Genomic DNA, 26,433 nt, shown 5'->3' with positions numbered 1-26,433 from the left:
CGAGGGCCGCTCCGCCGTCTGGCGGAGCGGCCCTCGTCGTCCGTGTCGGGCAATCCGGCGGGTCAGCCCACGGGCGTGACCACACCCGCCATCTCGGCGGGCTCCGCCGCGATGGTCCGCACCTCACCGGCGGCCAGCCGGTACGACATGCCCACCACCGCGCATCCTCCCGCGGCGACCTCGGCGGCCAGCGCCTCGGAGGACTCCAGCATCGCCTCGACGGTCTGCGCGATGTGGATGTCGACGATCGCGTCCAGGTCGTCGACCCCCGCCCGCTCGGCCCGGCGCAGGCTGGGCACCACCGCGTCCACCACGGCACGCAGGTGCCCCGAGGGCGCGGTGCCGGTGGCCGCCGCGGCCCGGGCCGCCTGGACGGCACCGCACGAGTCGTGCCCGAGCACCACCACCAGCGGCGTACGCAGCACGCTCACCGCGTACTCGACGCTGCCCAGCACCTCCGGGCCGATGGTGTGCCCGGCGGTCCGGACCACGAAGAGATCGCCCAACCCACGGTCGAAGATGATCTCCGCAGCGAGCCGGGAGTCGGAGCAGCCCACGATCACCGCGAAGGGGTGCTGCTCGGCGGCGACGGCGGCCCGGTGGCTGGCGTTCTGGTTGGGGTGCCGGAGCGTGTCGGTGACGAAGCGGCGGTTGCCGGCGATCAGCTCGGCGAGGGCGCGCTCCCGCGAACCGGGAAGGTCTGCGGTCAGGTACTCACGTTCGGGACCGGGCTGCGCTCCGATCGTTCCGGGTCGACTCATCCGGCGTCACCTCGCCTCTCGGTGGAATGCCTGGTCATCCCGGCCGGCGCTGGCCACGGGCTGCCACCAACCGTCACACGCAGCGCAAGGCACGTCAAGCTATGCGTGATCTGCATTTCATGTATTACAGAACGCTTGCCAATCGAGCCGAGCGGGCGCGAGCGCAGCTCCGGAACACGACAGGGCAGGCCATACGATGGCGGGCATGGCGACCTCAGACGAGCGAGAAAGTACCCGCAACTGGACTTTCCTGACAAACCACGCACACGTACTGCTCGCCATCGCCCGCAACCCCACCGCCCGGCTGCGCGACGTCGCCAGCGAGGTGGGGGTCACCGAACGCGCCGCCCAGGCCATCGTCGCCGACCTGGAGGCGGGCGGCTATCTGCACCGCACCCGGGTGGGCCGCCGCAACGAGTACACCCTCAACCCGGCCGGCCGGTTCCGCCACCCGGCCGAGGCCGACCGTCAGGTCGGCGACCTGCTCGCCCTGTTCACCGACTAGGCCGCACCGTCCACAGTCGACTACGTGGCGTGGTTCACCGATCCCGTCCCACTCGCGCCCATGCGTTATCGGCACGGGGACGATAGGTTGAACACGTGTCATCCGTCGCGCTCGCCCGTCCCTTGTGGCCGGCGACGCTGCGCACGCTGCGGGAGCTGACCCGACTGGCGCTGGCCGCCCTCGTGCTGGCGGTCGGCCTCGGCACGGCCGCCGCGAACCTGCCAGCGCGCCCGGCGGGCGACCAGCCGATCCACGCCGTCGCCGATCATCGCGCCTGGTCCGTCACCGCCGACCTGCCGACCTGGCCGGGCACCGTCGCACCGGCTGCCGAGCAGGTGCGGGCCTCCGGCACGCTGGCGACCTCACCGACGCAGCCCACGGTCCCGACCCCGCCGCCGGCTCGCCCCGAGCCCGCCGCCGAGTCCGGCGCGGCCACCACCACGGTTCACCAGCTCGCCGCGCCGCGACCCACCGTCGGCAACGGTGAGCCGACCCGTCGCGGTCCACCGGCCGCCTGACCGACGGCCCGCCTCAGGACGCCCACCGGCCCACGCGACCGTCCGCCGCCCCGGCCCGACCCCGGACACGGCCAGCGACCGTCGCCGAGCGTCCCGGGGGCCCGCCGCCGTCGCGGACCCGTCCGGCCCGGCCCGGCGTCCTGTCGCCGACCTCGGCGACCACAGACCTTCCCCCAGTCGACGACCCTCATCCGACCGCGAGAGGTGTTGATGATGCGAACCGCTCTCTCCCATGTCCTGCCCGACGTCCCCATGGCCGCCGTGATCTGGCTGAGCCTGCTCGGGGTGGTGATCCTCGCCATCGCCGCCCTGCTGCTGCGCCCCCGACACCTCCTCCGGTTCGACGCGGGCACCCGGATTCGCGAGGCGGCACTGCCGAGCCGCACCGAGCACACCGAGCAACAGCGGGACCAGGACCGCTGGGCGGAGGAGGTGGCCGTGGCCGCCGACCGGGCCGACGCCACGGCCCGGCGACGTCGCGAGGAGTGGCTCACCGCGCAGGACGAGGCCGAGCGGGCGTGGCAGGCGTACGAGACGGCGGAGGCGGACGTCCGCCGGCTGTCCGCAGCCACCGGGATGCCGCTGCCGCAGACCTCGCGCACCCCCGCCGAGTACGCCGACCGGGAGCGGTGGCTGCACCGGTCGGCCATGGAGGCGTACTGGCGGCGGGAGCTGTCGGTGGAACAGCTCAGCGACGTCTTCGCCCACCGGGGTTGGGACCCGCGACTGCACCCGGTCGAGCAGGAGCTGACGCTGCGCCGGGCGGTACGCGACAACCTCTTCGCGCGCCAGCAGGCGGCCCACGCGCAGGAGCAGGAGCGCTGGCGGGCCGCCGAGCTGGCTACCGCAGCGGCACGCAGCCTGCGCGACGAGGCGCTCTCGGCACTGCTGCCGCAGGTCGAGGAGCGCGAGTCGGTGCTGCCGTTGACCGCGTTGGGTGGCGTCGAGCAGACCCGCGAGATGCCCACCGTGGTTCCCGGGCGGGCGGCGCCCGCGTACTGACCGGTTCTGCCGTGACAGGCAGATAGCGCGAACCTCCTCCGGCGCGTCGGGCGGGAACCTAGCGTGGGACCGGTGTCGGACGGACACCGGCCGGGTACGACCTCGCCGGGAAGAGGAGGCCGACGTGGTCGCACGGGGTGACGGGCGCAGGCCCGAGGAGTCGACGCGGCGGGGCGCCGGGCCGAGACAGACCTGGGCGGCCCTGCCCTGGCTGGTGCGTACGGCGGTGGTCTGGAGCGCCTGCCTGGTGGTGATCGCCGCCGGGCTCTATCTCCTGGCCCGGATCACGATGCTGGTCACCCCGTTGGCCATCGCGCTGGCCGCCACCTTCTTCCTGGCCGCGCTGCTCGACCCGGTCCAGCTCGCGCTACGCCGGCTGCGCCTGCCCGCCGCCCTGGCCGCCCTGCTCACCGTCCTGCTCCTGCTCGGCGTCCTGTCCGGCGTGGGTGTGCTGGTCTGGAACATGACCGCGGGCCAGTTCAGCGAGCTGGGCGACGAGCTGCGGGAAGGGTTGGAACGAAGCCGCGACTTCGTCACCTCCACGCTGCCGGTCACCGACGAGCAGCTCGACGGCCTCGTCGACCAGCTCCGCCAGGCGTTGAGTCAGCAGGAGGTCGACCCGGTCGCCAGCGCGCAGACGGTGGCCGAGGTGTTCGGCTCCATCCTGCTCGCCCTGGTGCTGCTCTTCTTCCTGCTCAAGGACGGCCGGTCGATGTGGCACTGGACGTTGCGTCGGGCGGGCGGGCCGAACCGGGAGATCGCCGCCGAGGCGGGTCGGGTCGGCTGGCGCACGCTCGGCTCGTACAGCCGGGGCACGATGCTGATCGCGGCGATCGACGCCATCGGCATCGGTCTGGCGCTGGTGCTGCTCGGTGTGCCGTTGGCCTTCCCGCTCGCATTGATCACGTTCTTCGGCGGCTTCGTCCCGATCATCGGCGCCACCGTGGCCGGGGCGGTCGCGGTGCTGGTGGCGCTCGCGGCCAACGGCCCCACCACCGCCCTGCTCACCCTGGGCGCGGTGATCGCCGTCCAGCAGATCGAGGGCAACCTGCTCGAACCACTGATCATGAAGCGGCAGGTCCGGCTGCACCCGGTGGTGATCCTGCTCGCGGTCACCGCCGGCACGCTCATCGCCGGCATCGCGGGCGCCTTCGTCGCGGTCCCGATCGCCGCCGTCGTCTGGCGGGTCATCGACAGCGTGCAGCAGCAGCGCCAGACCGCCGCGGCGAAACGGCGGTGGTCGAGGATCATCCGGGGGCGTACGGCTCAGGCCCGTACCCGCAGGACGGTCCGCAAGGTCTGACCTCAGCTCCGCGCGCGGACCCGGGGATGCAGGTGGTCGCCGAACCAGCCGGCCGCCGCGTCGGCCACCTGTTCCAGCGTCCCGGGTTCGGCGAAGAGGTGCGTGGCACCGGGGACCACCCGCAGCTCGGTCGGCGCGGTCATCCGGTCCCGGGCCTGCTCGTTGAGCGTGATCACCTGCTCGTCGAGGCCACCGACGAGCAGTAGGGTGGCGGCGCGCACCTCGCCCAGGGCGGCGCCGGCCAGGTCGGGCCGGCCGCCACGGGAGACCACGGCGCGCACCGCGTCGGGCCGCCGCGCCGCCGCGATCAGGGCGGCGGCGGCACCCGTACTGGCGCCGAAGAGACCGATCGGCACGTCGCCGAAGGGCCGCTCGACGGCCAGCCAGTCCAGGGTCGCGACCAGCCGGTCGGCCAACAGTCCGATGTCGAAACGCAGCTCGGCGGTGACCGCGTCCACCTCGTCCTCGGCCGGGGTGAGCAGGTCCACCAGCACGGTGCCGAGCCCGTCGGAGGTGAGCCGGTGGGCCACCGAGACGTTGCGGGGGCTGTGCCGGGAACTGCCGCTGCCGTGCGCGAACAACACCGCACCGGACGGGCCGGTCGGCACCGACAGGTCGGCCGACAGGTCCACCTGACCCGCCGGGATCGTCACCTCGCCACCGCGTACGTCCATCTCGCCTCCCGGTCTCCCGCATACCCCGCCCGGTGCATCGCACGCGCGTTTGTCGCCGGGGGCGGCGGGTAGCCGACGAGAGACCGCAGACGGACCGGCGCCTGGGGCGTCGGCGAGCAGATCGCGAGGACCGTCATGCCGCATCACCAGCGTGAGCCCGTGCAGAAGGCCGCCGATCGCGAGCGGCGCGAACAGGACACCCGGCGCGGACGGGACTGGGCGGACGAGGCGGCCCAGGCACGTGACGCCGACGATCCCCGGGCGAGGACGCCGCACGACGCCACCGGCCGTCCCTCTCAGGGCGAGCCGATCTGAGCGGCGTCGACCAGCGGGCCGCCGATCGAGCAGGTCGGCGGGCCCTGTCGAGCTGACGGCGTCAACGGATCGGCGGGCCGCCGCGACGCGACTCAGGTGGGCGGCTCCGGGAGCCGGAGCAGCGGTGCCCGGCCCGGGGCCTGCTCCGGCGTCGGCAGGTCCTCGGGAAGCGGCGGGATCGGTACGGTGACCGACTCGTCGCAGGTGACGCGGATCGACTTGCCGAAGTGGCGGACCTCCATGACCGCGTCGTGCGCGGCGTGGTGCAGCGAGTACGTCGTCTCGTGCGGACGCACGTCGACCCGTAGCCGCATCCCGCACCACTGGAGCGAGAAGGCCAACCGGCTCAACCGGCTCGACAGGTGCGGTGCGAACGACGGCACCCCGTCGTGGTCCCGCAGGCCCCCGAAGCCGGCTACCAGCGCGATCCACGCCCCGGCGAGGGAGGCCATGTGCACCCCGTCGCGGGTGTTCTCGTTCAGGTCGTGCAGGTCCATCAGCGCGGCCTCGCGCAGATAGCTGTGCGCCAGCTCGGTGTAGCCCACCTCGGCCGCCAGCACCGCCTGGGTGCAGGCGGAGAGCGAGGAGTCCCGGACGGTACGCCGCTCGTAGTAGAGGAAGTTGCGCAGCTTCTCCTCGGGCGTGAACGCGTCCCCGCGCCAGTGCATCGCCAACACCAGGTCGGCCTGCTTGACCACCTGCTTGCGGTACAGGTCGAAGTACGGGTAGTGCAGCAACAACGGGTACTTGTCCGACGGGGTATCGACGAAGTCCCACTCCTGGAGCCGGGTGAAGCCCTCCACCTGCTGGTGCACGTCGATCTCGTCGTCGTACGGGATGTGCATGGCCGAGGCGGCGTCCCGCCAGGCGGCGGCCTCCTCGTCGGTGACCCCGAGGTGGTACGCCTCGTCGCGGTAGCGCATCGCCACCTCGGCGGCGGTCTGGAGGTTCCGCTGCGCCATCAGGTTCGTGTAGATGTTGTCGTTCTTCACGGCGGTGTACTCGTCCGGGCCGGTCACCCCATCGATGTGGAACTGGCCGTTGCGGTCGTGGTGCCCGAGCGACCGCCACAGCCGCGCGGTCTCCACCAGCAGGGTCAGTCCGATCTCCCGCTCCAGTTCGCGGTCACCGCTGATCAGCACGTACCGGCGCATCGCGTCGGCGACACCGGCGGCGATGTGGAACGCCGCCGTACCCGCCGGCCAGTAACCGGACGACTCCGGCCCCTCGATGGTGCGCCAGGGGAAGGCCGCACCCTTGAGGTTGAGCGTCCGGGCCCGCTCGTGTGCCTGCTCCAACGTGGAGAACCGCCAGTACAGCGCGTCCCGCACCGCAGCCGGATGGGTGTACGTGAGCACCGGCAGCACGAACATCTCGGTGTCCCAGAACGCGTGGCCGTCGTACCCGGGGCCGGTGAGCCCCTTGGCGCTGATCGGCCGACGTTCCGCGCGGGCACCGGCCTGGAGCACGTGGAACAGCCCGAACCGGACCGCCTGCTGCACCTCCGGGTCGCCCTCGACCTCCACGTCGGCGGCGTCCCAGAACTCGTCCAGGTACTCCCGCTGCTCGCGGACCAGCCCGTCCCAGCCGTCGAGTCGCGCGGCGGCGAGCGCGGCACCGACCTGGTCGCGCAGGGCCGGCAGCGAGCGGCGGCTGGACCAGCCGTAGGTCAGGTACTTCACCACGCAGAGCGTCTGCCCCGGCTCCAGCACGCAGCCGATGGTGGTCCGCACCCAGTCCTCGTACCCCTCGGACTCCACCGTGGTCCGTGCGGGCGAGTCGACCTCGTGCTCCATCGCGGCGGCGACCCGCAGGCCGGACACCTTGGTCCGGTGGATCAGCAGTCCACCGTCCTCCGTGGTCAGCTCCTCCTCGGCCTCCAACGGAGACTCCAGCACGGCGGCCACCCGGGGGTCGCGGCTCTGCGGCGGCAGCGTCTCGTTGGCCACCAGCTCGGACTGGACGATCAGGCGCAGCGGCTTACCGTCGGCCACCTCTACCTCGTACCGGATGGCGGCGACCGACCGCTGCCGGAACGAGACCAGCCGGGTGGTGTTCACCCGCACCTCGCGCCCGGCCGGCGAGCGCCAGTGCAGGGAGCGGTGCAGGGTGCCGGCCCGCATGTCGAGCACCCGCTCGTGGGCGAGCACCTCGCCGTACCGCACGTCGAGCGGCTCGTCGTCGACCAGCAGCCGGATCAGCTTGCCGTTGGTGACGTTGACGATCGTCTGGCCGGACTCCGGAAAACCGAAACCCGCCTCCGCGTACGGCAGTGGGCGCAGTTCGTAGAACGAGTTCAGGTACGTGCCGGGCAACCCGTGCGGCTCGCCCTCGTCCAGGTTGCCGCGCAGCCCGACGTGGCCGTTGGAGAGGGCGAAGACCGACTCGGACTGGGCGAGCACGTCCATGTCGAGCCGGGTCTCCCGCACGTGCCACGGCTCGACCGGGTACGCGCGCTCCCGGATCACGCGTGCCGTCCGGCGGTGAGCAGGTCGGCGAGATCGTCGACCACCACGTCGGCACCGTGTTTCCGCAACTCGTCGGCCTGACCGGCCCGGTCCACCCCCACCACGTACCCGAACCCACCGGCCTTCCCGGCCGCGACACCGGCCAGCGCGTCCTCGAACACCACCGCGTTCGCGGGATCGACACCGAGCAGCTTCGCCCCGGCGAGGAAGGTGTCCGGCGCCGGCTTGCCGCGCAGCCCCTCGGCCCGTGCGGTCAGCCCGTCGACCCGGGCCTCCAGCAGCGGCTCCAGCCCGGCGACGGCCAGCACGTCCCGGCCGTTGGCGCTGGCGGTGACCACGGCCCGACGCAGTCCCGCGTCGCGGACCGCCTTGAGGTACGCCACCGACCCCGGATAGACGTCCACTCCGGCGCTGCGCATCCGTGCCAGCACCAGCGCGTTCTTGCGGTTCCCGAGGCCGTACACGGTCTGCGCGCCCGGCGGGTCCTCCGGCGTACCCTCCGGCAGCGTGATGCCCCGCGAGCCGAGGAAGGTGCGTACGCCGTCCAGGCGGGGCCGCCCGTCGACGTAGCGGTGGTAGTCCGGACCCGGGTCGAACGGGCGGAAGGGCTCACCGGTGGTGGCCGCGTGCCGCCGCAGGAAGTCGTCGAAGGTCTCGGTCCAGGCGGCGTTGTGCAGCCGGGCGGTCTGCGTCAGCACACCGTCCAGGTCGAAGAGACAAGCGGTCACATGATCAGGCAGGCCGAGCACCGTACCAATCTATCCACGGCCACCGGTCCGCAAACGCACTTCGACCGACCCCGGCGCGCCGTGCAGTGGGTCCTCTGCTCGGCACGCCGCGCCTCGAGTTGCCGGAAGTGAAGCTCGCTCATACGTTCATCGCAGCAAGCATCGTGAAGCGAGTCATCACGGGGAGTCTCGTTGTCCGGTACGCAGCCCATTAAGGACCCGGGACTCCTGGTCCTCACCCTGGTGATGTCGTCGATGGCCAGCCTGACCGGCCTGTTCGTGGCGGTCTTCTGGCCGGTGACGGCCTGGATCGGCGCTCTATTCGGCGTCGCGCTGACGCTCATCATGCTGGTCTCCTGGCGGCTGACACGCGGCGGCTGGCGTCGCAACGTCGCGCCGAAGGAGGCACACAGACTCGCGAGCACCGGCATCGCGTTGCTGGCTCTCGTTGCCCTGGCGGCGGCGATCAACGTGGTCCTCCCCATGCTCGCGGATGACGGCGCCGTCGTCCGGACGGTTCCCTGGATCACGCTGGTACTCATGGCGGTCTGCTCCGTCCTGATGACCGTCACCGGTCGAGTCGCCCTGAGGCGGTCGCAATGAGACGGCGAATCGTGTCCTTTCCGGTCGCGCTCCTTCTCTGGGTCGCCTGACCGACGAGGTTCACCACAGCAGTTGACGCAACCATTGAGTTGCCATACCTTCTGTAGCAACCTACTGGTTGCTACAGAAGGGGCGCGACGATGGGATTTCCCGACCGGATCGAACGCACCGTGCGGATAGCCCGCCCGGTCGACGACGTGTGGGCCGCGATCACCAGCGCGGAAGGGCTCGGCACCTGGTTCGGCCAGCGCGCCGAGGTGGACCTGCGTGTCGGCGGCATCGCCACGGTCGCCTGGGACAGCGGCGAGCGGTCGCAGTTGCGGATCGAGCGACTCGAACCGAAGACGATCTTCGGCTACACCTGGCCCGTGCACGGGCTGCCCGCCGACGACCCGCGCCGCACGTACGTCGAGTTCACGCTGAACCCCGACGGCGACGGCACCAGTCTCACCGTGGTCGAGACCGGGTTCGCCCAGCTCGGCCCGGACGAACACGACGTGGCGTTCGCCGGCAACACCCGGGGCTGGGCGAGCGAGCTGGACGAGCTGGTCGCCTATCTCCATGACTGACCCCGCGTCCGAGGCCGTCGCGGAGGCGGTGTTCGTCGCCCTGGCCGATCCCAACCGGCGCGCCATCCTCGCCGCCCTGGCCGAGGGCGGCCCGGCCACCGCCACCGACCTCGCAGCCCGGCTGCCGATCACCCGCCAGGGGATCGCCAAGCACCTCGCCCTGCTCGCCGAGGCGGGCCTGGTGAGCGCCGAGCCGGGCGAGCGCCGCCGCGTGCGCTACCGCCTGCGATCCGCACCGATGCAGGTCGCCCAGCAGTTCCTGGCCGCCCTGGCCCGCGACTGGGACGGCCCGCTCGCCGCCCTCCGTACGCACCTCGAATGACACCGATCGAAGGACAGGAACCATGACCGAGCAGAGTTACACCACCACGTTCGTGGTCGACCAGACCCCGATGGAGGTGTTCGACGCCGTCAACGACGTACGCGGCTGGTGGTCGACGGAGATCGACGGGCCGACCGACGTCGCCGGTGCCGAGTTCTCCTACCACTACAAGGACATCCACCGGTGCCGCTTCCGAATCGTGGAGTTCGTGCCCGGCGAGACGGTCGAGTGGCTCTGCGTGGAGGGTTACTTCAACTTCACCGCCGACCCGCAGGAGTGGACCGACACCCGGATCCGCTTCGACATCACGCCGGAGGGCGAGGGCACCCGGCTGCGCTTCACCCACGTCGGCCTGACCCGACACCACGAGTGCTACGACGTCTGCGCGAACGCCTGGGGCGGCTACGTGGGCAGCAGCCTCAGGACCCTGATCGCCACCGGCAGCGGCGACCGCGACAACGAGGTACGCAACGCCGAGGCGTTGCAGCAGCGCCGCTGACCCTTCTCGTCAGTTCGGGCGCAGCGTCCAGATGACGGTCATCTCCGAGGTCGGCTTGCCGTCGGCGGTGGCGATTTCCACGCGTACCGGGAACTCCGGTCGCTCGCCGGCCTCCAGCTCCGCGATCACCTCGGCCGGCGGGCGCCCGAGCCGCGCCGTCGCCAGCACCGCGCCCATGGCGAGCTTGCGGTACGCGATCTCGGCGCGCACCGCCAGCGGCGTGGCCCGGTCGAGCAGGTGGCCGAACGCGGCCATCACCACCGCGCCGGAGGCGGTCTCGCCGAGCGTGAACACGGCCCCGGCGTGCGGGCCGCCGACGTGGTTGTGGGTGGCGGGCGAGTCGGGCAGCCGGACCACGGCCCGGACCGAGCCTTCCGCCTCCGGTGCCACCTCGACGAATTCGAAGCCGAGCGTACGGGCGAAGGGCACCGCCTGGAGCATGCCGGCGGCCACCTGCCGCGAGTCGATGGTCATAGCCGAACGCTACCGGCAAGTAACTTAACCGACAAGCCGGGACCGGTCAGCCCACGCTCCGCCCGCTCAACGCGTCCTGGTGAACTGCACGAAGGCTCGCCAGGTCTCGGGCGTGAAGGTGAGCACCGGCCCCTGCCGGTCCTTGCTGTCGCGCACCCCGACGACCTGCGCCAGGTTGTCGGCCACCTCGACGCAGTCGCCCTGGTTGCCACTGCTGCGGGTGCTCTTGCGCCAGATCGCGCCGGTCAGGTCCATGCTTCCGCCGCCTCCGAGATCATCTTGAGGGTGGCTCCCTGGGGCAACGCCTCGGCCCGAACAGCCTCCCAGTTCTGCCGCAGGGAGTTTACGTCCACAGTGCGCTCCACGATGCTGCCGCGCATCTGGTTGTCGAGGTAGGCGATGTCGTCGCCCTCGGGCGGGGTGGCGATCACGAAGGCACCGTTGAGCCCCGGATAGGCGCCCACCCCCTTAGGCACGATGTGCAGGTGCACCTTGACCCGACGCCCCACCTCCACCAGGTGCAGCAACTGCTCCCGCATCACCTTCGGCCCGCCGACCGGGCGCTCCAGCACCGTGTGGTCGAGCACCGCCACCAACAGCGGCGGATTGGGCCGTGCGAGCACCCTCTGCCGGGCGAGCCGGGCGGCCAGCGGTGCCTCGACCTGGTCGCCGACGAGATGGCTCGCGCCCTCGTAGAGCGCGCGGGCGTACCCCTCGGTCTGGAGCAGACCCGGCACCACCAACGGCTGGAAGCTGCACAGCGAGGTCGCCTCCTGCTCGATCGTGACCCACTCGCGGAACCACGGCATCAGGCTCTCCTTGAGGATCGCCTCCCGGACCCGGACCAGCAGCCCCTCGCCGTGCAGCACGTCGTCGCAGCGCACGGTGAACTCCTCCCGGGGAGCCCGGCGACACTGCTCGACCGACGCGACGAGCGAAGCCGAGTAGCTGATCTGCTGGCCGAGCGCCTCCTGGGAGAGTCCGGCCTTGGTCCGCAGCCGACGTAACTCACCGGCGAACAGCTCCAACATGGGTAACCGATCCATCTGCACACCTCTGCACTTCGGGCACGACCGGCTCGTACGGCCGGGCTGGTGGGGGGTGATTCCCTTCCGAAAGTAGTGGTGTCCTCACCAGACTGTCACGTAGAAAGTTCCCCGATTGCGGCAGATCGTGGGGGTTTCTGTCGGGGCCCGTCCGCTCGTCCCCCGCTTGGACGGGCCCCGACCCAGGTCAGGCGCTCCGCCCGGAGCACGGCATCCGCGCAGAGGAGTTTTTGATGATCACTCACCAGTTGCCGCAACCGGGTGACGGGCCGACACCGGACCGGCCACGGGCGTACCCGTTGCACGAGAAACCCCACACCCCGCTGCGGCCCATGTGGTGTTGCCGGGCCTGCGGGCAACCGTGGCCGTGCGCCACCGCGCGCATCCTGCTGAAGACCGAGTACGGCCGCAACGAGATCGGCCTGTCGATCTATCTGTCGGGCCTGTTCTACGAGGCCACCCGGGATCTCTACCGCCTCAACCCCGACGACGGCCCCACGCCACGTGACCTGTTCACCCGCTTCGTCGCCTGGTCCCCCTACCGCCGCCCGCTCATCGGACCGTGCTAGCGGCCGACCATCCGCGAGCCGCTCGTGGAAGCGCGTTAGCAGGGGACCCGTGCTATACCGCAGGCGTTAATAAGGTGCCCTTCCTTACATCGGTGCCGTCAGCGCCAGCCGACGTCGATGCGGTCGCCTCGGTCGTCGAAGAAGTGCAGGGCGTCCATGCGGACCCTGACGCTGAGCGGGTGCCCTGCGGAGACCGCCGGATACGGCGCCAGGCGAACGGCCAGTTCGGCCGGGCGGCGGTGGTGGCGGCCCGGATCGTTCAGGACGCTGGTGTTGGTGGCGCCGTTCGCGCCCTGCTCGCCCTGATCGACCGCGACCCGGCCGGTGAACCGCTGCATCATCTGGCCGAACCGGCGCAGCCCGCGTTGACCGAGCGGGACGTCACCGTCGGCCGGGGCACCGACCTCGTCGACCACGATCGCGGAGGCCCCGATGTCGAGGAAGGCCAGGGACTCGTGGCCGTGGTGTTCGAGGTAGCGGATCCGGCCCTGGAGCACGTCTCCGGAGGTGTCCGGAGCGACCGGGGTGAGCGCCTCCGCGCGCATGCCGACCACGATCCGCTCACCGTGGTAGTGCGCCACGGCCCGACTACGGATGTCGTTCCACGGCAGATAGAGCGCCTGCTCGCCGAGGGTGAGGGTGATGTACCGGTCGAGGTGGACGTAGACCGACGCCTCCAGCAGGTTCATCCGGGGGCTGCCCAGGAACGCGGCGACATAGAGGGTGGCCGGGCGGCCGTACACCTGGGTGGGGGTGCCGACGTCCTGGAGGACGCCCTTGCGCATGATGGCGACCCGGTCGGCCATGGTCAGCGCCTCGGCCTGGTCGTGGGTCACGTACACGGTGGTGACGCCCAGCTCGCGGGTCAGACCGGAGATCTCCGCGCGCAGCTCGGCACGGAGCCCGCTGTCCAGGTTGGACAGTGGCTCGTCCATCAGGAACAGGCCGGGCCGACGGACGATCGCCCGGCCCATCGCGACCCGCTGCCGCTGTCCGCCGGAGAGCTGACCGGGGCGTCGGGCCAGCACGTCACCGATGCCGAGGGCGCTGGCCACGTCGGTGACCCGCTCGCCGCGCGGGGCCGGTTCGACGCCGGCCAGCTTGAGCGGGAAGGCGATGTTGTCGTTGACGCTCATGTGCGGATAGAGGGCGAAGTCCTGGAAGACCATCGCGATCCGCCGTTCCCGAGGCGGCAGCTCGTTCGCCAGCTCGCCGTCGAGCATCACCGCGCCCGAGGTCGGTTCCTCCAGCCCGGCGATCATCCGCAGCACGGTGGACTTGCCGCAGCCGGACGGCCCCAGCAACACCAGGAACTCGCCGTCGTTGACGTCGAGATTGATGGTGTCGACAGCGACGGTGCCGTCCCGGAAGACCTTTGTCACATCCTTGAGCGCGACGGTTGTCACCGTCTCCTCCCCCAGCTCGTCGGCGAACCCGGAATGACTGTCGCCAGGATCACGCGGCGAGCACATCGGGTAAACGTGCCATGTTCGAAACGTGACAGACCTATTACGGTCCATCGAATGACGGCGATTGCACGGAAAGAGGAACTCAGGCGGCCGTCTCGCCCAGGAAGACCCGTCGGGCCACCCGCTCGGCGGCGTGCCCGTCCTCCAGCGAGCAGAAGCGTTCCCGGAACGCGGCCCGCGCCCGGTCGGCCTCCGGCGTCTCCGACGCGCCGGAGCGGAACACGTCGAGCAGGTCCGGGAAGGTACGCGCCACCGCGCCGGGCGCCTCGGCGGTGACGTCGAAGTAGACCCCCCGGGTCAACCGGTACGCGTCCCAGTCCGGCGCGTAGACGACGATCGGCCGGTCCAGGACGGCGTAGTCGAACATCGCCGACGAGTAGTCGGTGACCAGCACGTCCGCCGCGAGATAGAGGTCCTCGACCCGAGGATGGTCGCTGACGTCCACGATCCGGGCCCGGCTGCTCCGGCCGGGCGTGCGGCGGTCCCGGTCGTGGAAGTAGTGGCTGCGCATCAGCAGCAGGCCGGTCGGGCCGAGCGCGTCGAGGAACCGCTCCGGGTCGAACGGTGGCCGGTAGCCGGGCAGGTGCTCGCGGTGCGTCGGGGCGTACAGCACCACCCGCTCGCCGAGGCCGGCGCCGAGCTCCGCGCGCAGCCGCAGGACCTCCTCGGCGGTCGCGGTCACCAACCGGTCGTTGCGCGGATAACCCACCTCCAGAGTGGTGTACGCGGCCGGATAGGCCCGTTCCCACATCTGGGTGGAGAAGCTGTTCGCGCTGACCGAGTAGTCCCACCGGTCCACCCGGCGCAGCAGCCCGGCGAAGTCCATGCCGGTCGCGCCCAGCGGGTACCGCTGCTGGTCCAGCCCCATCACCTTGACCGGGGTGCCGTGGTGGGTCTGCACGTGCACCGTGCCCGGCCGTTTGCGGACCGAGTCCGGGAAGTTGACGTTGTTGATCAGCCACCGGGCGCGGGCCAGCACCCGGTGGTACGCGGGCGTACCGGCCACCACGTACTCGACCCCGTCGGGCAGGGTGTGCACCCGGTCCGGCCGGACGATCCACACGCCCCGCACGTGCGGCGCCAGCCGCCGCGCCGCCTCGTACACGGCGGCCGGGTTGCAGGCGTACCCGCGATACCAGTACGCCGCGTACACGGCCAGGTTCTCGTCGACCGGCCGACGGCGCTCGACCCGCTGGTACTCGCCCAGCGCGACGTCCCGGGCCAGGCGTACGCCCCGACGGGCCGGTGGGCCCAGGCGGTGTCGGGCCCGGCGGGCGAATCGGCGGGCCGTCTCGCCGACACGGCCGGTCGCGCGCAGCGCGCTGAACGTCTGCCACCGACCGGCCGCGACCAGCCGGTGCTTGAGTCCTTCGATCCCGTCCGGCACCCGATGACCCTCGGGCGGGCGGAAGCGGGCGTGTTCGATGGTGATCCGGGCGAAGAAGGTCGGCCGCAGCTCCTCCGGAATGCGCTCATCGGTGCCGAGCACGGTCAGGTAGTGCCACATCATCCGCGCGAACACCGCCGACCGAAGTTCCTCGGCGCCGAACCGGTCCAGCTCCCGGAACACCCGGTGCCACTGGCGGAACACCTCGAAGTGCCGCTCGCCCTGGGTCTTCGTGATCGCCCCGGCCCGCCGCTGCCGGTAGTTGACGCAGACCACGTCGAGCACGCCGATCCGGTCGGCGGCCAGCAGCGCCGGGTAGCTGAACGACACGTCCTCGTACCAGCCGGGGGCGAAGCGCAGCTCGGCGTCGACGAGGAACTGCCGACGCAGCAGCCGGTTCCAGGCGGTGTGCAGCAGTTCCAGCGTCTCCGGTCGCTCGGCCAGCCGGAACGTCTCCGGCCCCGGCGGCTCCGGGAAGACCTCCGCCATCGCGCTGGCGCTGGCCCGGTCGTCCCAGTACGTGCGGACGTGGTCGACCAGCAGCACGTCGGGGCGGGTCTCGCGCAGCCGGGCGGCCACCTCGACCAGGCAGCCCGGCGCGAGCCAGTCGTCACCGTCGACGAACCAGACGTACTCGCCGACGGCCAGGTCCAGCCCGACGTTACGGGCCGGACCGAGCCCGACGTTGCCCTCCAGCCGGACCGCCCGGACCCGGTCGTCGCGGGCGGCGTACTCGTCGAGGATGTCGCCGACCGCGTCGGGAGAGCAGTCGTCGATCCCGATCACCTCGATGTCGGCGATCGGCTGACCGAGGATCGAGTCCAGGCACTCCCGCAGGTAGCCCTGCACGCGGAAGGCCGGGACGACGAAGCTGATCAGCGTCATCGTCCCGGCCTCCCGTCAGAGCGTCGCGCCTTGTCGCGTACCCGCCGGAGCCCGGGTGGGACGGCTCGGCCGGACGAACCAGGCCAGCACCACACTTGCCACGAACAGCACCAGAAGGTAGATACCGAGTGTAGCCATACCAATACTCACGATTCCGGCGATCGCCGTCAGCGCCAGCAGCACCGACCGCCCCTCCCAGCCCAGCGTGGCCGAGTGCAGCGGCGGCGCCGGTTGCCGCTTCTCCAGCCGGGCGACCAGGTCGTAGTGGTGCAGGGTGAGCACGAAGACGTACCCGAAGATCAGCCACGCGGGTGCGCCGCCGATCACCCCGACCGCGACGGCGAAGAGGAACTCGGCGGCCCGCAACGCGGCCGGCACCAGCCAGTCCAGCGGCCCGTTGTGCGCCGCACCGGTCCCCGCCGCAGCGGCCAGCAGCACCAGCAGCACCACCGGCACCGCCGCCCACCGCAGCCAGGCCGCCGGATCGCCGCCGTCCCCCAGCAGCGTCACCAGCACCAACCCCGCCGCAGCCAGCGCCGCGACCACCGCGAGCACCAGCGGCCCCGGCCGGCGCAGCACCGGCAGCCGGGTGGCCAGTGGGCCGTCGTCGCGGTGCAGGGTCGCGTCGACCGTGTCCAGCACCGGCACCCACATCCAGCGGGCCCGCAGGGTACGCAGCGCACCGGTGTACGCGAACGCCAGCACCCCCCAGGTCAGCACCGCGAACAGGGCGACCCGCTGGTCGAACAGCGCGGCGGCCAGCGCGATCAGCGCCCACCGTTCCCCGATCGGGAAGACCATGGTGCGCTTGAGCCAGTACGACAGCGACCCCGAGTCGGCCTGCACCCGGTTGGACGCGGCGTTCAGCCGGTCACCGATGCCGCCTCCCCCGGTGCCCTCCGACTTAGGTCGACGGGCCGCCTCGTCGTGCAGCACGCCGTACCAGGCGTCGGTCATGTGCCGCACCGTCTGGAGGGTCATCGCGGCGATGGCCAACGCCCAGCCGTACCGGAACCCGGCCGCCGTGGCACCCCACCCGAGACCCGCGTAGACCAGGTACTCCTTGGCCCGGTCGGCCATGGTGTCCAGCCAGCCGCCCCACGCGCTGAAGTTGCGCGTGTAGCGGGCGAGCTGACCGTCCACACAGTCGAGCACGAAGCCGAGATAGAGCAGGACCGCACCGCCGACCAGCGCCGGTCGGCCACCGGTGGCGAACAACGCGGCGGCGGCGACCGCGAAGGCCACCGAGATCATGGTGACCGCCGTCGGGCTCAGCCCCAACCGGGCGCAGACCTTGGTGACCTGCGGCGACCAGGTGCTGACGAAGTACGTGGTGAAGAAGTCGTCCTTCTCCTTCACCGAGAGCCGCAACTCGGCCCGGTCCTCGTCGACGGCGGCCACCGCCGCCTCGGCGGCGGCCAGTCCGGGCGCGTCGTCGACCCGGTGCGCGACCAGCAGGCGTACCCGGTGGGCGAAGACCAGCGTCCCCTGCCCGGCGAGGCCCGCGAAGACCCGGTCCACCGCCGGGCCCGGGGCCTGCCGGTCGGTGCCGGCCGCGCGGGCGGCGGCGACGAGCGCCGGTACGTCGTCGCGACCGACCCGCACCGCGCCCCCGAAGACGCCGGTGGCCTCGCCGTCGAGCCGGTCGACCGGACCGGCGTCGACCACCTGGCCGCGCTCCTCGCGCACCACCGTCCGCCCACCGCCGGGCGGGTCGGTGAGCACCAGCGCCACGGTCGGTCCGACCGGGCTGGTCACCAGATGCCGCAGTACGGCGGTGTGCGCCACCAGGTCCGCGCCGCTGAGCACCACCGGGCCACCCGCCGTGGCGGCCAGGTCCGCCACCTCGTCCAGGGTCGCGGCGAACCGCACGTCGGCAACCCCGGCCCGGCGCCACTGCGCGGCCAGCCCCTCCGTCAACGTGCCGCCCGGTGCCGCACCCGTCGGCAGGCTCGCGGCCGGCGCACCGGCGGCGAGCACGATCGCGAGGGTCACCGGGGAACCGCGTCGTGGTACGCGGCCAGCGCCTCGGCGATGGTGCCGTCGACGCTCAACCGGCCGCCGTCGAGGAAGAGTCCTCGACGGCAGAACCGGGTCAGGTCCTTTTCGTTGTGTGAGACCAGCACCAGAGTGCGCCCCTCCCCGAGCAGACGATCGATGGTCGTGTAGCACTTGTCGCGGAACTCGGCGTCGCCCACCGCCGTCACCTCGTCCATCAACAGGATGGGGTGCGGCAGGTGAGAAATGATCGCAAACCCGAGCCGGACCTTCATACCGGACGAGTAGTGGCGTACCGAGGTGTCGATGGCGCCCTGCACCTGCTCGCCCGCGAACGAGACGATCTCGTCGAAGTGCCGCTTCAGGTATCTCGACGACAGCCCGTGCAGGCCACCCACCAGATACAGGTTCTCCCGCCCGGTCAGGTCGTTGGAGAAGCCGGCGGAGAGTTCCAGCAGCGGCGCGACGTCGCCCCGGACCCGGATCCGCCCCTCGTCGGGGATCAGCACCCCGGCGATCAGGCGCAGCAGGGTGCTCTTGCCGGTGCCGTTGCGGCCGATCACTCCGAGCGTCTCGCCGGGCGCGAGCGAGAAGGAGACGTCCCGCAGCGGCCAGAAGCGGCCGTCGGAGGCCCCGCGCGTACCCCGGTGGATGAACAGCTCGCGCAGCCGCAACTGCCGGCGGCGGTTGCGGACGAACCGGATGCCGAGGCCCTCCGCCTCGATGATCGCGTCGGCCATCAGAGTTCCTTGAGCACGGCGGGTTCGAGCCGACGGAACGTCCACCAGCCGACCACCAGGACCAGCAGGCTGATGCCGACCGTGGTGGCGAGCATCCGGGCGTCCGGGAACTCGTCCGGATACCAGACCGCGTGGTGGAGCTGGAAGATCCCCACCAGCGGGTTGAGCTCGTAGCCGAGCTTGAGCCACCCGGGCAGGCCGGAGTCGCGGACCAGGCTCAGTGGATAGATGATCGGCGTGGCATAGAACAGCACCCGGATGACCAGACGCATGAACCGCTCCACGTCGCGCATCAGCACGTTCGCCGCCGACAGCAGCAGCGCCAGCCCGACCAGCAGGGTGGCCTGCACCAGCACCGCCAGCGGCAGGGCGAGCAGCGACCACCCCGGGTCGATCCTGCCGTCGGACGCGTACCAGATCGCGATGGCGCCCAGGATCGGCAGGCCGGCGGCGTACTCGGCGAAACGCCCGGTGACCCGACCGATCGGGAAGACCTGCCGGGGCACGTTCATCGTGGTGATCAACCGGGACTGACCGGTCAGCGCGTTGGTCGCCTCGCTCAACGCCGAGCTGGTCCACATCCAGGCGAAGATCCCGGTGATCAGGAACAGCGGGTACGACCCGGCGGCCTCGCCGAGGTGCCGGTTGGTGTCCCGGGAGTACAGAACGCCGAAGACGAACCAATAGATCGCCCCCATGCCCAGCGGCTCGATCAGCGACCAGAGATACCCCAGCACGGACTGCTGGTACTTGACCGCGAGATCACGTCGGACCAGGATGCGCAGCGAATTGCGGTGCGACCACAACGCCCCCACGCCAGAGGTCACCGCCGTCTCCCGCCTGCTGAACGGACGACAGGTTAGCAGCCGGTGAATGCGCTCAGCACTCGATCACGTTGACCGCGAGGCCGCCGCGCGCCGTCTCCTTGTACTTGACCTTCATGTCGGCGCCGGTCTCACGCATGGTCTTGATGACCTTGTCGAGCGACACGGCGTGCACCCCGTCACCGCGCAACGCGAGCCGGGCGGCGGTGATCGCCTTGATGCTAGCCACCGCGTTGCGTTCGATGCACGGGATCTGCACCAGGCCCCCGACCGGGTCGCAGGTCAACCCGAGGTTGTGCTCCATGCCGATCTCCGCGGCGTTCTCCACCTGGGCCGGCGTGCCGCCCAGCGCCTCGGCCAACCCGGCGGCGGCCATCGAACACGCCGAACCGACCTCGCCCTGGCAGCCCACCTCGGCCCCAGAGATCGACGCGTTCTCCTTGAACAGCACCCCGATCGCACCGGCCGCCAGCAGGAACCGCAGCACCCCCTCGTCGGAGGCACCCGGCACGAACCGCGTGTAGTAGTGCAACACCGCCGGGATGATCCCCGCCGCACCGTTGGTCGGCGCGGTCACCACCCGGCCGCCGGCCGCGTTCTCCTCGTTGACCGCCAGGGCGAACAGCGTCACCCAGTCCATCACGTGCAGCGGATCGCCGTCCGGCACCACCGTGTCGGTCTCCAGGCTGCGGCGCAGCTCGGCCGCGCGGCGGCGTACCTTCAACCCGCCCGGCAACGTGCCGTCCCGGGAACAGCCGCGCTCCACGCACTCGCGCATCACCCGCCAGATGTCCAGCAGACCGGCCCGTACGTCCGACTCGGCCCGCCAGGACACCTCGTTGGCGAGCATCACCTCGCTGATCGACAGGCCGGTCGAGGCGGTCACGTCGAGCAGTTGCGCGCCGGTCAGGAAGGGATACCGCACCGTCGTGGCGTCCGGCTTGATCCGGTCCGCACCGGCCGCCGCCTCGTCCACCACGAACCCGCCGCCGACCGAGTAGTAGGTCCGCGCCCTGACCTCGGCACCGCTGCCGTCGAAGGCCGCGAAGATCATCCCGTTCGGGTGGTACGGCAACGACCGCCGCCGGTGCAACGTCAGATCCCGGTCCGGGTCGAACTCGATCTCGTGCGTGTCGAGCAACGCCAGCCGGCCCTGCTCCCGGATCCGGGCCACCCGCGCGTCGATGCCGTCGGTGTCGACCGTCTCCGGCGCCGCACCGCCCAGCCCGAGCAGCACCGCCCGATCACTGCCGTGCCCGTGCCCGGTGGCACCGAGCGACCCGAACAGTTCCGCCCGCACCCGGACCACGTCCGCGAGCAGCCCGTCGGCCTTGAGCCCCGTGACGAACGTCCGCGCCGCCCGCATCGGTCCCACCGTGTGCGAGCTGGACGGCCCGATGCCCACACTGAAAAGGTCGAACACACTGATCATGACTGCACTTCCTCGCCCTGCCCCGGGATCACCGGTCAGCGGCCCGCCGAAAGAGGTGGCCGCCCCCCATCCGGACGCGGCCCGTCATACGCCCTGGTGAGAGCGCCCAACCCGCCGACCCTACCCCGCCTCACCCACACCCCACCCCGCCCGCCCTCGCCGCCCCCGTCGGCCCCGTCGGCCCTGCGCCGCCCCGCCTCACCCCACCCACCCTCGCCGCCCCGCCCCGCCCGCGCGATCATGGACTTGTGGTCGAGGTTTCGGCCGAGTATGCACCTTTTGCGCCTACCACGACTCCATGATCGACGGGTCCTCACCGCGGCGGCGGTTCCCGTGACGGGTCCATGATCGACGGGTCCTCACCACGGCGGCGACTACCACCACGGGTCCATGATCGGCGAGCCCCGGCCACGACTCCTCGGTCGACGGAACCCGCCACGGCGGGTGGCGCCCACCGCGACTCCTCGATCGACGCGCGGGGTCGGGGTTGCTCGGGGATGGGTGGCTCGGTGGGGACGCGGGTAAGTACCTACGGGTGCGCGCGCTGAGGTTCGTTCTCGCGGGCGAGGGCGCGGGGGTCACCCGCTCCTAGCGTTGAGGGCATGGAGCGGCGGATCGCCGCAGAGGGGAAGTACCACCATGAGTCGCAAACTGGTCCGGCCCCGGCAGGGGCGCATGTTCGCCGGAGTCTGCGCCGGTCTGGCCCAGCGCTTCGGCACCTCCGCCGGGCTCATCCGGCTGCTGTTCCTGCTGTCGCTGCTGCTGCCCGGCACTCAGGTCGTCATCTACCTGGCACTCTGGATCATCATGCCCAACGAGGACCGCTACCTCGTCGCAGGCCACTGACCGGTCCGTCCTCCGCACGCGAGGCCACCCCGCACCTGAGCGGCGGTCAAGATGGGATTCCTCCGTCCGCCCTCCGCACGCGAGGCGACCCCGGTCACCGGAGGTGCCGTCGCGGAGGCTGCCAACCAGGCCAACGACACCCCACCAAGGCCACCCGGGCCGCCGGCTCACGTCGGCGGTCCTCGGCTTTCCGCACCACCGCACTCAGGCCCAGGCCACGCAACTTCATGGTTGTTGCTGCCTCACGCCGCTCTGGAGGCAGCAACAACCATGAAGTTGCTGCCTCGACCCCCGTCGGGGTGGACGACCGACCGCCCCGCCAGCAGGTCGAGCGACAGCCGGCGGGGCAGTGCAGGGGCGGGAGTGCAGGGGCAGTGCGGGGTGTCAGGGAGCGGTGTAGGTGATGGTGACCTGCTCGAAGCCGAGCGAACCGAGCAGGCCGGTCAGCATCTTGCGGGTGTTCTCCTCGGCACGGGCGTTCAGGCCGCTGTCCCGGGCGGCGGCGGTGATCCGGTCCTCGGCGAGCTGGTAGACCTGCTGCTGCCGGTTCGGGTCGCCGCCGATCAGGTCGCCGACGCGGTTGAGCAGCCCGCGCTCCTCCGCGAAGACGTAGCTCTTGTCGAGGTCGAGGTTGGTCTCGGCGAGCTGCGGTGCGGGCAGTTTGACCTCGACGGACTTGCCGTCGGCGGACTGCACGATCGCGCCCTCGCTGAGGGCACCGAAGTCTACGTACGCCTCGACGCTGCCGGACCCGACGAACAGGGTGCGCTGGTTGAGCAGCCAGTCCGGCACGTTGCGCCGGTCGTTCTCCAGGTCGACCACGACCTGGAAGTTACCCTCGGCGGCCACGTAGCGGCTGAGGTCCTGCATCGACTCCAGCAGCGCGGGCTGGGTGCGGTCGGTCTGCTCCTTGCTGAACGGGTTGCGGAACTCCGGCAGGAGCCCGGTGGTCTGGACGCCGAGCAGCACCACCACCGCCATCGCCGCGGCGCCGAGCACCCAGAGCAGGGCCCTCGCGGCACCGCCACCGCCGCCCGGCGGCACGGGCGGGGCATCCGGCCGGCCCGTGCTGTCGTCACCGGGCTCGTGGTCGGCAAACGTGCTGGTGGGCTCGTTGATGTCGCTGTCGCGTGCCATCGCCCTCACCGTCCTTGTCAGACGCGTTGTCTGTTGATGACGGTAAGCCCCCGGTACGACAGCCGCTCGTCGAGTCGCCCGAACGTGTGTTTCGGCAGGTCAGAGGCGTGAAAGATCAGGTGAACGCGGAGACGCCGGTGAGCCGCTGCCCGATCACCAACTGGTGGATCTCGGAGGTGCCCTCGTACGTCAGGACGCTCTCCAGGTTGTTGGCGTGCCGCATCACGGGGTAGTCACCGGAGACGCCGTTCGCACCGAGGATGGTGCGACACTCACGGGCGATGGCCAGCGCCTCGCGGACGTTGTTGAGTTTGCCCACGCTGACCTGTTCGGGGCGCAACCGGCCGGCGTCGGCGAGCCGCCCTAGGTGCAGCGCCAGCAGGTAGCCCTTGTGCCACTCGACCGCCATGTCGGCGAGCTTGGCCTGGGTGAGCTGGAAGCCGGCCAGCGGGCGACCGAACTGGGTGCGGGTGGTCGCGTACGTCAGGGCGGTCTCCAGGCAGTCCCGGGCCGCGCCGAGCGCACCCCAGACGATGCCGTGCCGGGCCTCGGTCAGGCAGCCCAGCGGCGCCTTCAACCCGATCGCCTCGGGCAGCCGGGCGTCCGCCGGTAGCCGGACGTCGTCGAGCGCGATCTCCCCGGTCACCGAGGCGCGCAGGGACATCTTCCGGCCGATCTCGCGCGCCGTGACCCCCGGGGTGTCCATGGGTACGGCGAAACCGCGCACGCCGTCGTCGGTGCGCGCCCAGATCACCGCGACGTCGGCGATCGGGGCGTTGGTGATCCACATCTTGGTGCCGTGCAGGATCCAGTCGTCGCCGTCGCGGCGGGCCCGGGTGGTCATCGATCCGGGGTCGGAGCCGTGGTCCGGCTCGGTCAGTCCGAAACAGCCGATCGCCTCGCCGGTCGCCATCGCCGGCAGCCAGCGCTGCTTCTGCTCCTCGCTGCCGTAGCGCCAGATGGCGTACATGGCCAGCGAACCCTGCACCGAGACCAGGGAGCGGACGCCGGAGTCGCCGGCCTCCAACTCCAGGCAGGCCAGCCCGTACGCGACGGCCGTCGAGCCGGTGCAGCCGTACCCGGTCAGGTGCATGCCGAGCAGACCGAGCGCGCCGAACTCGCGGGCCAGTTCGCGGGCCGGCACCTCACCGGCCTCGTACCAGCCGGCGACGTGTGGGCGTACCCGCTCGTCCACCACCCGGCGCACGACGGCGCGGATCTGCCGCTCCTCCTCGGTCAGCGACGAGTCCAGGTCGAGCAGGTCCACGCCCACCACCCTAACGACGGTTCAGCAGGAGGTGTCGGGTCACTCGATCGCTTCGGCGAGCACGAACACCCGGGCGTGGATCTGATTGCGCTGTTGCAGGGCGGCGCGCAACGCGCGGTGCAGGCCGTCCTCCAGGTAGAGGCCGCCGTTCCACTGCACCACGTGCGGGAACAGGTCACCGTAGAAGGTGGAGTCCTCGGCGAGCAGCTTGTCCAGCGCCAGCTCCCGCTTGGTGGTGATGAGCTGATCCAGCCGCAGCGGCCGGGGCGGGATCTCCGCCCACTGCTTGAGGGTCAGATTGTGTTGCGGGTAGGGACACCCGTCCCGGACCGCTCTGAAGATCACGACGGCACGCTCCTCCCCCTGGTCGGGCCGAACCACGACGCCGAGCCGGGCCGGGTCGCGGCGGGGCGCCGCGTACCGCGGCGCCCGTGACCGTGCCAGCGTAGCCGCAGCACGCACCCCACGTTCTGCTCCTTGTTGCCAGTTTCGCTCCCGGTCGTCCGGTTCTGCACCGGACGAACCTCCGGTTTCGGTCAGCTCCACCGGCCCCGGCGGACGACCTCGTCGACCGGACGACGCCCCCGACGCAGTGACGGTGACCGGTGGTCGGGGGCGCGGTAACCGATCGTGAGCGCCCCGATCGGGTGGTACGCCTCAGGCACGCCGAACGCCTCCCGGTAGGACGACAACCGCTGCGGCGGGATGCCGAAGAAGCAGGAACCGAGCCCCTCGTCCACGGCGGTCAGCATCATCAGCAACGCGGCGAACCCGGTGTCGACGTACCAGTACGGCACCGGCCAGCGGTCCGTCGACCGGTCCGCCCAGCCCTTGTCCGGCTCGGCGTACCGTTCGAGATAGACGGAGCGGTTCGCGTGCGGCACCACGATCAGCGGTGCCCGCCGCATCCCGGTCAGCCAGCGTCCCGTACCGGCGTCCTCCGGGGTGCTGGCCGCCCAGAACCGCTCCCGGTCCGCCGGCTCCTCCAGCACCAGGAAACCCCAGCCCTGGGAGAAGCCGGCCGACGGCGCCCGTACCGCGTGGTCCAGCAGCCGCTCCACGACCTCCGGCGGGACCGGACGGTCCGGGTCGTAGTTGCGCACCATGCGGCGCCCCCGGACGACCTCTGCGAACTCCACGTCGTTCCTCCTCGCCGGCTCAGTTGCCCGGCCGGATACCCCAGTCGCCGCGCCAGGTGTCGCCCGGCGCCAGCGTGATCAGATCCCGGCCGGAACGGAAGGCGTCCGGTGGGCAGGTCATCGGCTCCACCGCCACCGACCGGCGGAAACGCTCCCCGGTCAGCGTGTCACCGGTGTACACCTGCCACCAACCGAACTGGGCGTCGGCCCAGATCTGGAGGCCGTGTGACCGGTCCGGTGCGCTCAGCGTCACCGCGGAGCCGCCGTCGGCGTCCCGGATCACCTGCCCGAAGGCCAGGTCCAGCACCGCGTCGCCGATCCGGCGCGGCTCGGTGTAGTCGTACTCGGTGCCGGCGACCTTGGCCACGCCCACCGGCAGCAGCCGCCCGTCCAGCAGCAGCCGGGTCTCCCCCGGCACCCGCATCACCACGTCGTCCACCGCCACCCCGGGCAGTCGCAGGTACGGGTGCACGGAGAAGCCGAACGGCACCGACTCCACGCCGATGTTGGTCACCTCGTGCGCGGCCCGCAGCCCGTCCGCCCCCACGCTCCACCGGGTACGCAGCCGCAGCGGCCAGGGGTAGCCCGGCTGCGCCGGCATGTCGAGCCCGACGACGACCTCGTCCGGCCGCTGCTCGATCAGCTCCCAGCGGGCCCAGTTGACCAGGCCGTGGATGGCGTTGTGCCGCTCCGGCTCGGTCAGGTGGAGCTGGTACGACTGCCCGTCGAAGGGGTACACGCCGTCACGGATCCGGTTCGGCCAGGGAGCCAACACCTGTCCGGCCGAGCCGGGGCACAACTCGTCGGCGGCGTACCCGTCGAGGTGCTCCACCCCGTCCTGCCGGTAGGTGCGGACCCCGCCGCCCACCTCGACGATGACCGCCTCGTGACCGGCGGCGGAAATGGTCCACTGTGCCCCGGACAGGGGACGGGGCTCACTGCTGCTCATGTCG

The 26,433-nt window shown here is 71.5% G+C and carries 29 protein-coding genes; 11 read left to right on the top strand and 18 right to left on the bottom strand.

Annotated elements, in window-relative coordinates:
- Positions 1-62: 62 nt before the first annotated feature.
- The gene (locus ACWDVW_RS09570) at positions 63-761 is read right to left on the bottom strand and encodes a carbonic anhydrase (protein ID WP_449946420.1); all 699 of its coding nucleotides are present in this window, start codon (positions 759-761) and stop codon (positions 63-65) included.
- 196 nt (positions 762-957) lie between these two features.
- On the opposite strand from ACWDVW_RS09570, the gene ACWDVW_RS09565 reads away from it, so the two are divergent.
- The 4 genes from ACWDVW_RS09565 (at position 958) to ACWDVW_RS09550 (ending at position 4,089) form a co-directional block, all read left to right on the top strand.
- Positions 958-1,266, top strand: coding sequence for a helix-turn-helix transcriptional regulator (locus tag ACWDVW_RS09565; RefSeq protein WP_350696112.1), 309 nt, complete (start codon positions 958-960; stop codon positions 1,264-1,266).
- A gap of 95 nt (positions 1,267-1,361) precedes the next feature.
- A complete protein-coding gene (locus ACWDVW_RS09560) occupies positions 1,362-1,784 on the top strand; it encodes a hypothetical protein (RefSeq protein WP_449946417.1) in 423 nt (140 codons plus the stop codon).
- A gap of 213 nt (positions 1,785-1,997) precedes the next feature.
- On the top strand, positions 1,998-2,786 hold the full coding sequence (locus ACWDVW_RS09555) for a hypothetical protein (protein ID WP_449946416.1): 789 nt from the start codon (positions 1,998-2,000) through the stop codon (positions 2,784-2,786).
- A gap of 124 nt (positions 2,787-2,910) precedes the next feature.
- On the top strand, positions 2,911-4,089 hold the full coding sequence (locus ACWDVW_RS09550) for an AI-2E family transporter (protein WP_449946415.1): 1,179 nt from the start codon (positions 2,911-2,913) through the stop codon (positions 4,087-4,089).
- 2 nt (positions 4,090-4,091) lie between these two features.
- Here the strand turns inward: ACWDVW_RS09550 and ACWDVW_RS09545 are convergent, their stop codons facing one another.
- Positions 4,092-4,763, bottom strand: coding sequence for a dienelactone hydrolase family protein (locus ACWDVW_RS09545; protein WP_449946413.1), 672 nt, complete (start codon positions 4,761-4,763; stop codon positions 4,092-4,094).
- 135 nt (positions 4,764-4,898) lie between these two features.
- Between ACWDVW_RS09545 and ACWDVW_RS09540 the strand changes: the two genes are divergently transcribed.
- Complete coding sequence (locus ACWDVW_RS09540) at positions 4,899-5,078, top strand: hypothetical protein (RefSeq protein WP_396741011.1); 180 nt, start codon at positions 4,899-4,901, stop codon at positions 5,076-5,078.
- Positions 5,079-5,170: 92 nt separating this feature from the next.
- Here ACWDVW_RS09540 and ACWDVW_RS09535 read toward each other — a convergent pair whose 3' ends face one another.
- Both ACWDVW_RS09535 and ACWDVW_RS09530 read right to left on the bottom strand, forming a co-directional pair.
- A complete protein-coding gene (locus ACWDVW_RS09535) occupies positions 5,171-7,546 on the bottom strand; it encodes a glycoside hydrolase family 65 protein (RefSeq protein ID WP_449946410.1) in 2,376 nt (791 codons plus the stop codon).
- A complete protein-coding gene (locus ACWDVW_RS09530; RefSeq protein ID WP_449946409.1) occupies positions 7,543-8,295 on the bottom strand; it encodes a beta-phosphoglucomutase family hydrolase in 753 nt (250 codons plus the stop codon). Before ACWDVW_RS09530 ends, ACWDVW_RS09535 begins: the two co-directional genes overlap by 4 nt.
- A 171-nt stretch (positions 8,296-8,466) precedes the next feature.
- On the opposite strand from ACWDVW_RS09530, the gene ACWDVW_RS09525 reads away from it, so the two are divergent.
- From ACWDVW_RS09525 to ACWDVW_RS09510, 4 genes are all read left to right on the top strand, one after another.
- The gene (locus tag ACWDVW_RS09525; protein WP_449946407.1) at positions 8,467-8,877 is read left to right on the top strand and encodes a hypothetical protein; all 411 of its coding nucleotides are present in this window, start codon (positions 8,467-8,469) and stop codon (positions 8,875-8,877) included.
- A 140-nt stretch (positions 8,878-9,017) separates the two neighbouring features.
- Positions 9,018-9,446: an SRPBCC domain-containing protein gene (locus ACWDVW_RS09520; protein WP_117230375.1), complete on the top strand. Its 429-nt coding sequence runs from the start codon at positions 9,018-9,020 to the stop codon at positions 9,444-9,446.
- Positions 9,439-9,768: an ArsR/SmtB family transcription factor gene (locus ACWDVW_RS09515; protein WP_131053173.1), complete on the top strand. Its 330-nt coding sequence runs from the start codon at positions 9,439-9,441 to the stop codon at positions 9,766-9,768. The genes ACWDVW_RS09520 and ACWDVW_RS09515 overlap by 8 nt, the downstream gene beginning before the upstream one ends.
- A gap of 22 nt (positions 9,769-9,790) precedes the next feature.
- Complete coding sequence (locus tag ACWDVW_RS09510) at positions 9,791-10,267, top strand: SRPBCC family protein (RefSeq protein ID WP_449946404.1); 477 nt, start codon at positions 9,791-9,793, stop codon at positions 10,265-10,267.
- A 9-nt stretch (positions 10,268-10,276) separates the two neighbouring features.
- Here ACWDVW_RS09510 and ACWDVW_RS09505 read toward each other — a convergent pair whose 3' ends face one another.
- The 3 genes from ACWDVW_RS09505 to ACWDVW_RS09495 form a co-directional block, all read right to left on the bottom strand.
- The gene (locus tag ACWDVW_RS09505; protein ID WP_449946402.1) at positions 10,277-10,741 is read right to left on the bottom strand and encodes a DUF4442 domain-containing protein; all 465 of its coding nucleotides are present in this window, start codon (positions 10,739-10,741) and stop codon (positions 10,277-10,279) included.
- A 66-nt stretch (positions 10,742-10,807) separates the two neighbouring features.
- The gene (locus ACWDVW_RS09500; RefSeq protein WP_449946400.1) at positions 10,808-10,996 is read right to left on the bottom strand and encodes a DUF397 domain-containing protein; all 189 of its coding nucleotides are present in this window, start codon (positions 10,994-10,996) and stop codon (positions 10,808-10,810) included.
- Positions 10,987-11,787, bottom strand: coding sequence for a helix-turn-helix domain-containing protein (locus ACWDVW_RS09495; RefSeq protein ID WP_449946398.1), 801 nt, complete (start codon positions 11,785-11,787; stop codon positions 10,987-10,989). Before ACWDVW_RS09495 ends, ACWDVW_RS09500 begins: the two co-directional genes overlap by 10 nt.
- 233 nt (positions 11,788-12,020) lie before the next feature.
- On the opposite strand from ACWDVW_RS09495, the gene ACWDVW_RS09490 reads away from it, so the two are divergent.
- Positions 12,021-12,356, top strand: coding sequence for a hypothetical protein (locus ACWDVW_RS09490; RefSeq protein ID WP_449946396.1), 336 nt, complete (start codon positions 12,021-12,023; stop codon positions 12,354-12,356).
- A 98-nt stretch (positions 12,357-12,454) separates the two neighbouring features.
- Here the strand turns inward: ACWDVW_RS09490 and ACWDVW_RS09485 are convergent, their stop codons facing one another.
- The 6 genes from ACWDVW_RS09485 to ACWDVW_RS09460 form a co-directional block, all read right to left on the bottom strand.
- Positions 12,455-13,762, bottom strand: a complete 1,308-nt coding sequence (locus tag ACWDVW_RS09485; protein WP_449946394.1) for an ABC transporter ATP-binding protein — start codon at positions 13,760-13,762, stop codon at positions 12,455-12,457.
- A gap of 145 nt (positions 13,763-13,907) precedes the next feature.
- Entirely contained in the window at positions 13,908-16,097 is a 2,190-nt protein-coding gene (locus ACWDVW_RS09480; protein ID WP_449946393.1) for a bifunctional glycosyltransferase/CDP-glycerol:glycerophosphate glycerophosphotransferase, read from the bottom strand.
- Between the two features lie 15 nt (positions 16,098-16,112).
- Positions 16,113-18,092 (bottom strand): DUF5941 domain-containing protein, encoded by a 1,980-nt coding sequence (locus ACWDVW_RS09475; RefSeq protein WP_449946391.1) that lies wholly within the window; start codon positions 18,090-18,092, stop codon positions 16,113-16,115.
- Positions 18,089-18,835, bottom strand: a complete 747-nt coding sequence (locus tag ACWDVW_RS09470; protein ID WP_449946390.1) for an ABC transporter ATP-binding protein — start codon at positions 18,833-18,835, stop codon at positions 18,089-18,091. Before ACWDVW_RS09470 ends, ACWDVW_RS09475 begins: the two co-directional genes overlap by 4 nt.
- The gene (locus ACWDVW_RS09465) at positions 18,835-19,662 is read right to left on the bottom strand and encodes an ABC transporter permease (protein WP_449946389.1); all 828 of its coding nucleotides are present in this window, start codon (positions 19,660-19,662) and stop codon (positions 18,835-18,837) included. The genes ACWDVW_RS09470 and ACWDVW_RS09465 overlap by 1 nt, the downstream gene beginning before the upstream one ends.
- Positions 19,663-19,714: 52 nt before the next feature.
- Complete coding sequence (locus ACWDVW_RS09460) at positions 19,715-21,091, bottom strand: L-serine ammonia-lyase (RefSeq protein ID WP_449946388.1); 1,377 nt, start codon at positions 21,089-21,091, stop codon at positions 19,715-19,717.
- A gap of 639 nt (positions 21,092-21,730) precedes the next feature.
- Here ACWDVW_RS09460 and ACWDVW_RS09455 point away from each other — a divergent pair.
- Positions 21,731-21,937 carry a PspC domain-containing protein gene (locus tag ACWDVW_RS09455; protein WP_117230305.1) on the top strand — a complete coding sequence of 69 codons (207 nt, stop codon included), beginning with the start codon at positions 21,731-21,733 and terminating at the stop codon, positions 21,935-21,937.
- A 384-nt stretch (positions 21,938-22,321) separates the two neighbouring features.
- Here ACWDVW_RS09455 and ACWDVW_RS09450 read toward each other — a convergent pair whose 3' ends face one another.
- The 5 genes from ACWDVW_RS09450 to ACWDVW_RS09430 all read right to left on the bottom strand — a co-directional run bounded on the left by ACWDVW_RS09450 (position 22,322) and on the right by ACWDVW_RS09430 (position 26,429).
- Positions 22,322-23,074: a DUF4230 domain-containing protein gene (locus tag ACWDVW_RS09450; protein ID WP_396741025.1), complete on the bottom strand. Its 753-nt coding sequence runs from the start codon at positions 23,072-23,074 to the stop codon at positions 22,322-22,324.
- Positions 23,075-23,189: 115 nt separating this feature from the next.
- On the bottom strand, positions 23,190-24,350 hold the full coding sequence (locus ACWDVW_RS09445; RefSeq protein ID WP_449946386.1) for an acyl-CoA dehydrogenase family protein: 1,161 nt from the start codon (positions 24,348-24,350) through the stop codon (positions 23,190-23,192).
- A 30-nt stretch (positions 24,351-24,380) separates the two neighbouring features.
- Positions 24,381-24,686, bottom strand: coding sequence for a type II toxin-antitoxin system VapB family antitoxin (locus ACWDVW_RS09440; protein WP_131055140.1), 306 nt, complete (start codon positions 24,684-24,686; stop codon positions 24,381-24,383).
- Between the two features lie 191 nt (positions 24,687-24,877).
- On the bottom strand, positions 24,878-25,480 hold the full coding sequence (locus ACWDVW_RS09435) for a nitroreductase family protein (RefSeq protein WP_449946384.1): 603 nt from the start codon (positions 25,478-25,480) through the stop codon (positions 24,878-24,880).
- 19 nt (positions 25,481-25,499) lie between these two features.
- A complete protein-coding gene (locus ACWDVW_RS09430) occupies positions 25,500-26,429 on the bottom strand; it encodes an aldose 1-epimerase family protein (RefSeq protein ID WP_396741028.1) in 930 nt (309 codons plus the stop codon).
- Positions 26,430-26,433 lie beyond the last annotated feature (4 nt).

This window comes from Micromonospora sp. NPDC003241, assembly GCF_053589795.1.
The sequence above is the reverse complement of the archived record's forward strand: the minus strand, read 5'-3'. Positions and strand labels throughout refer to the sequence as shown.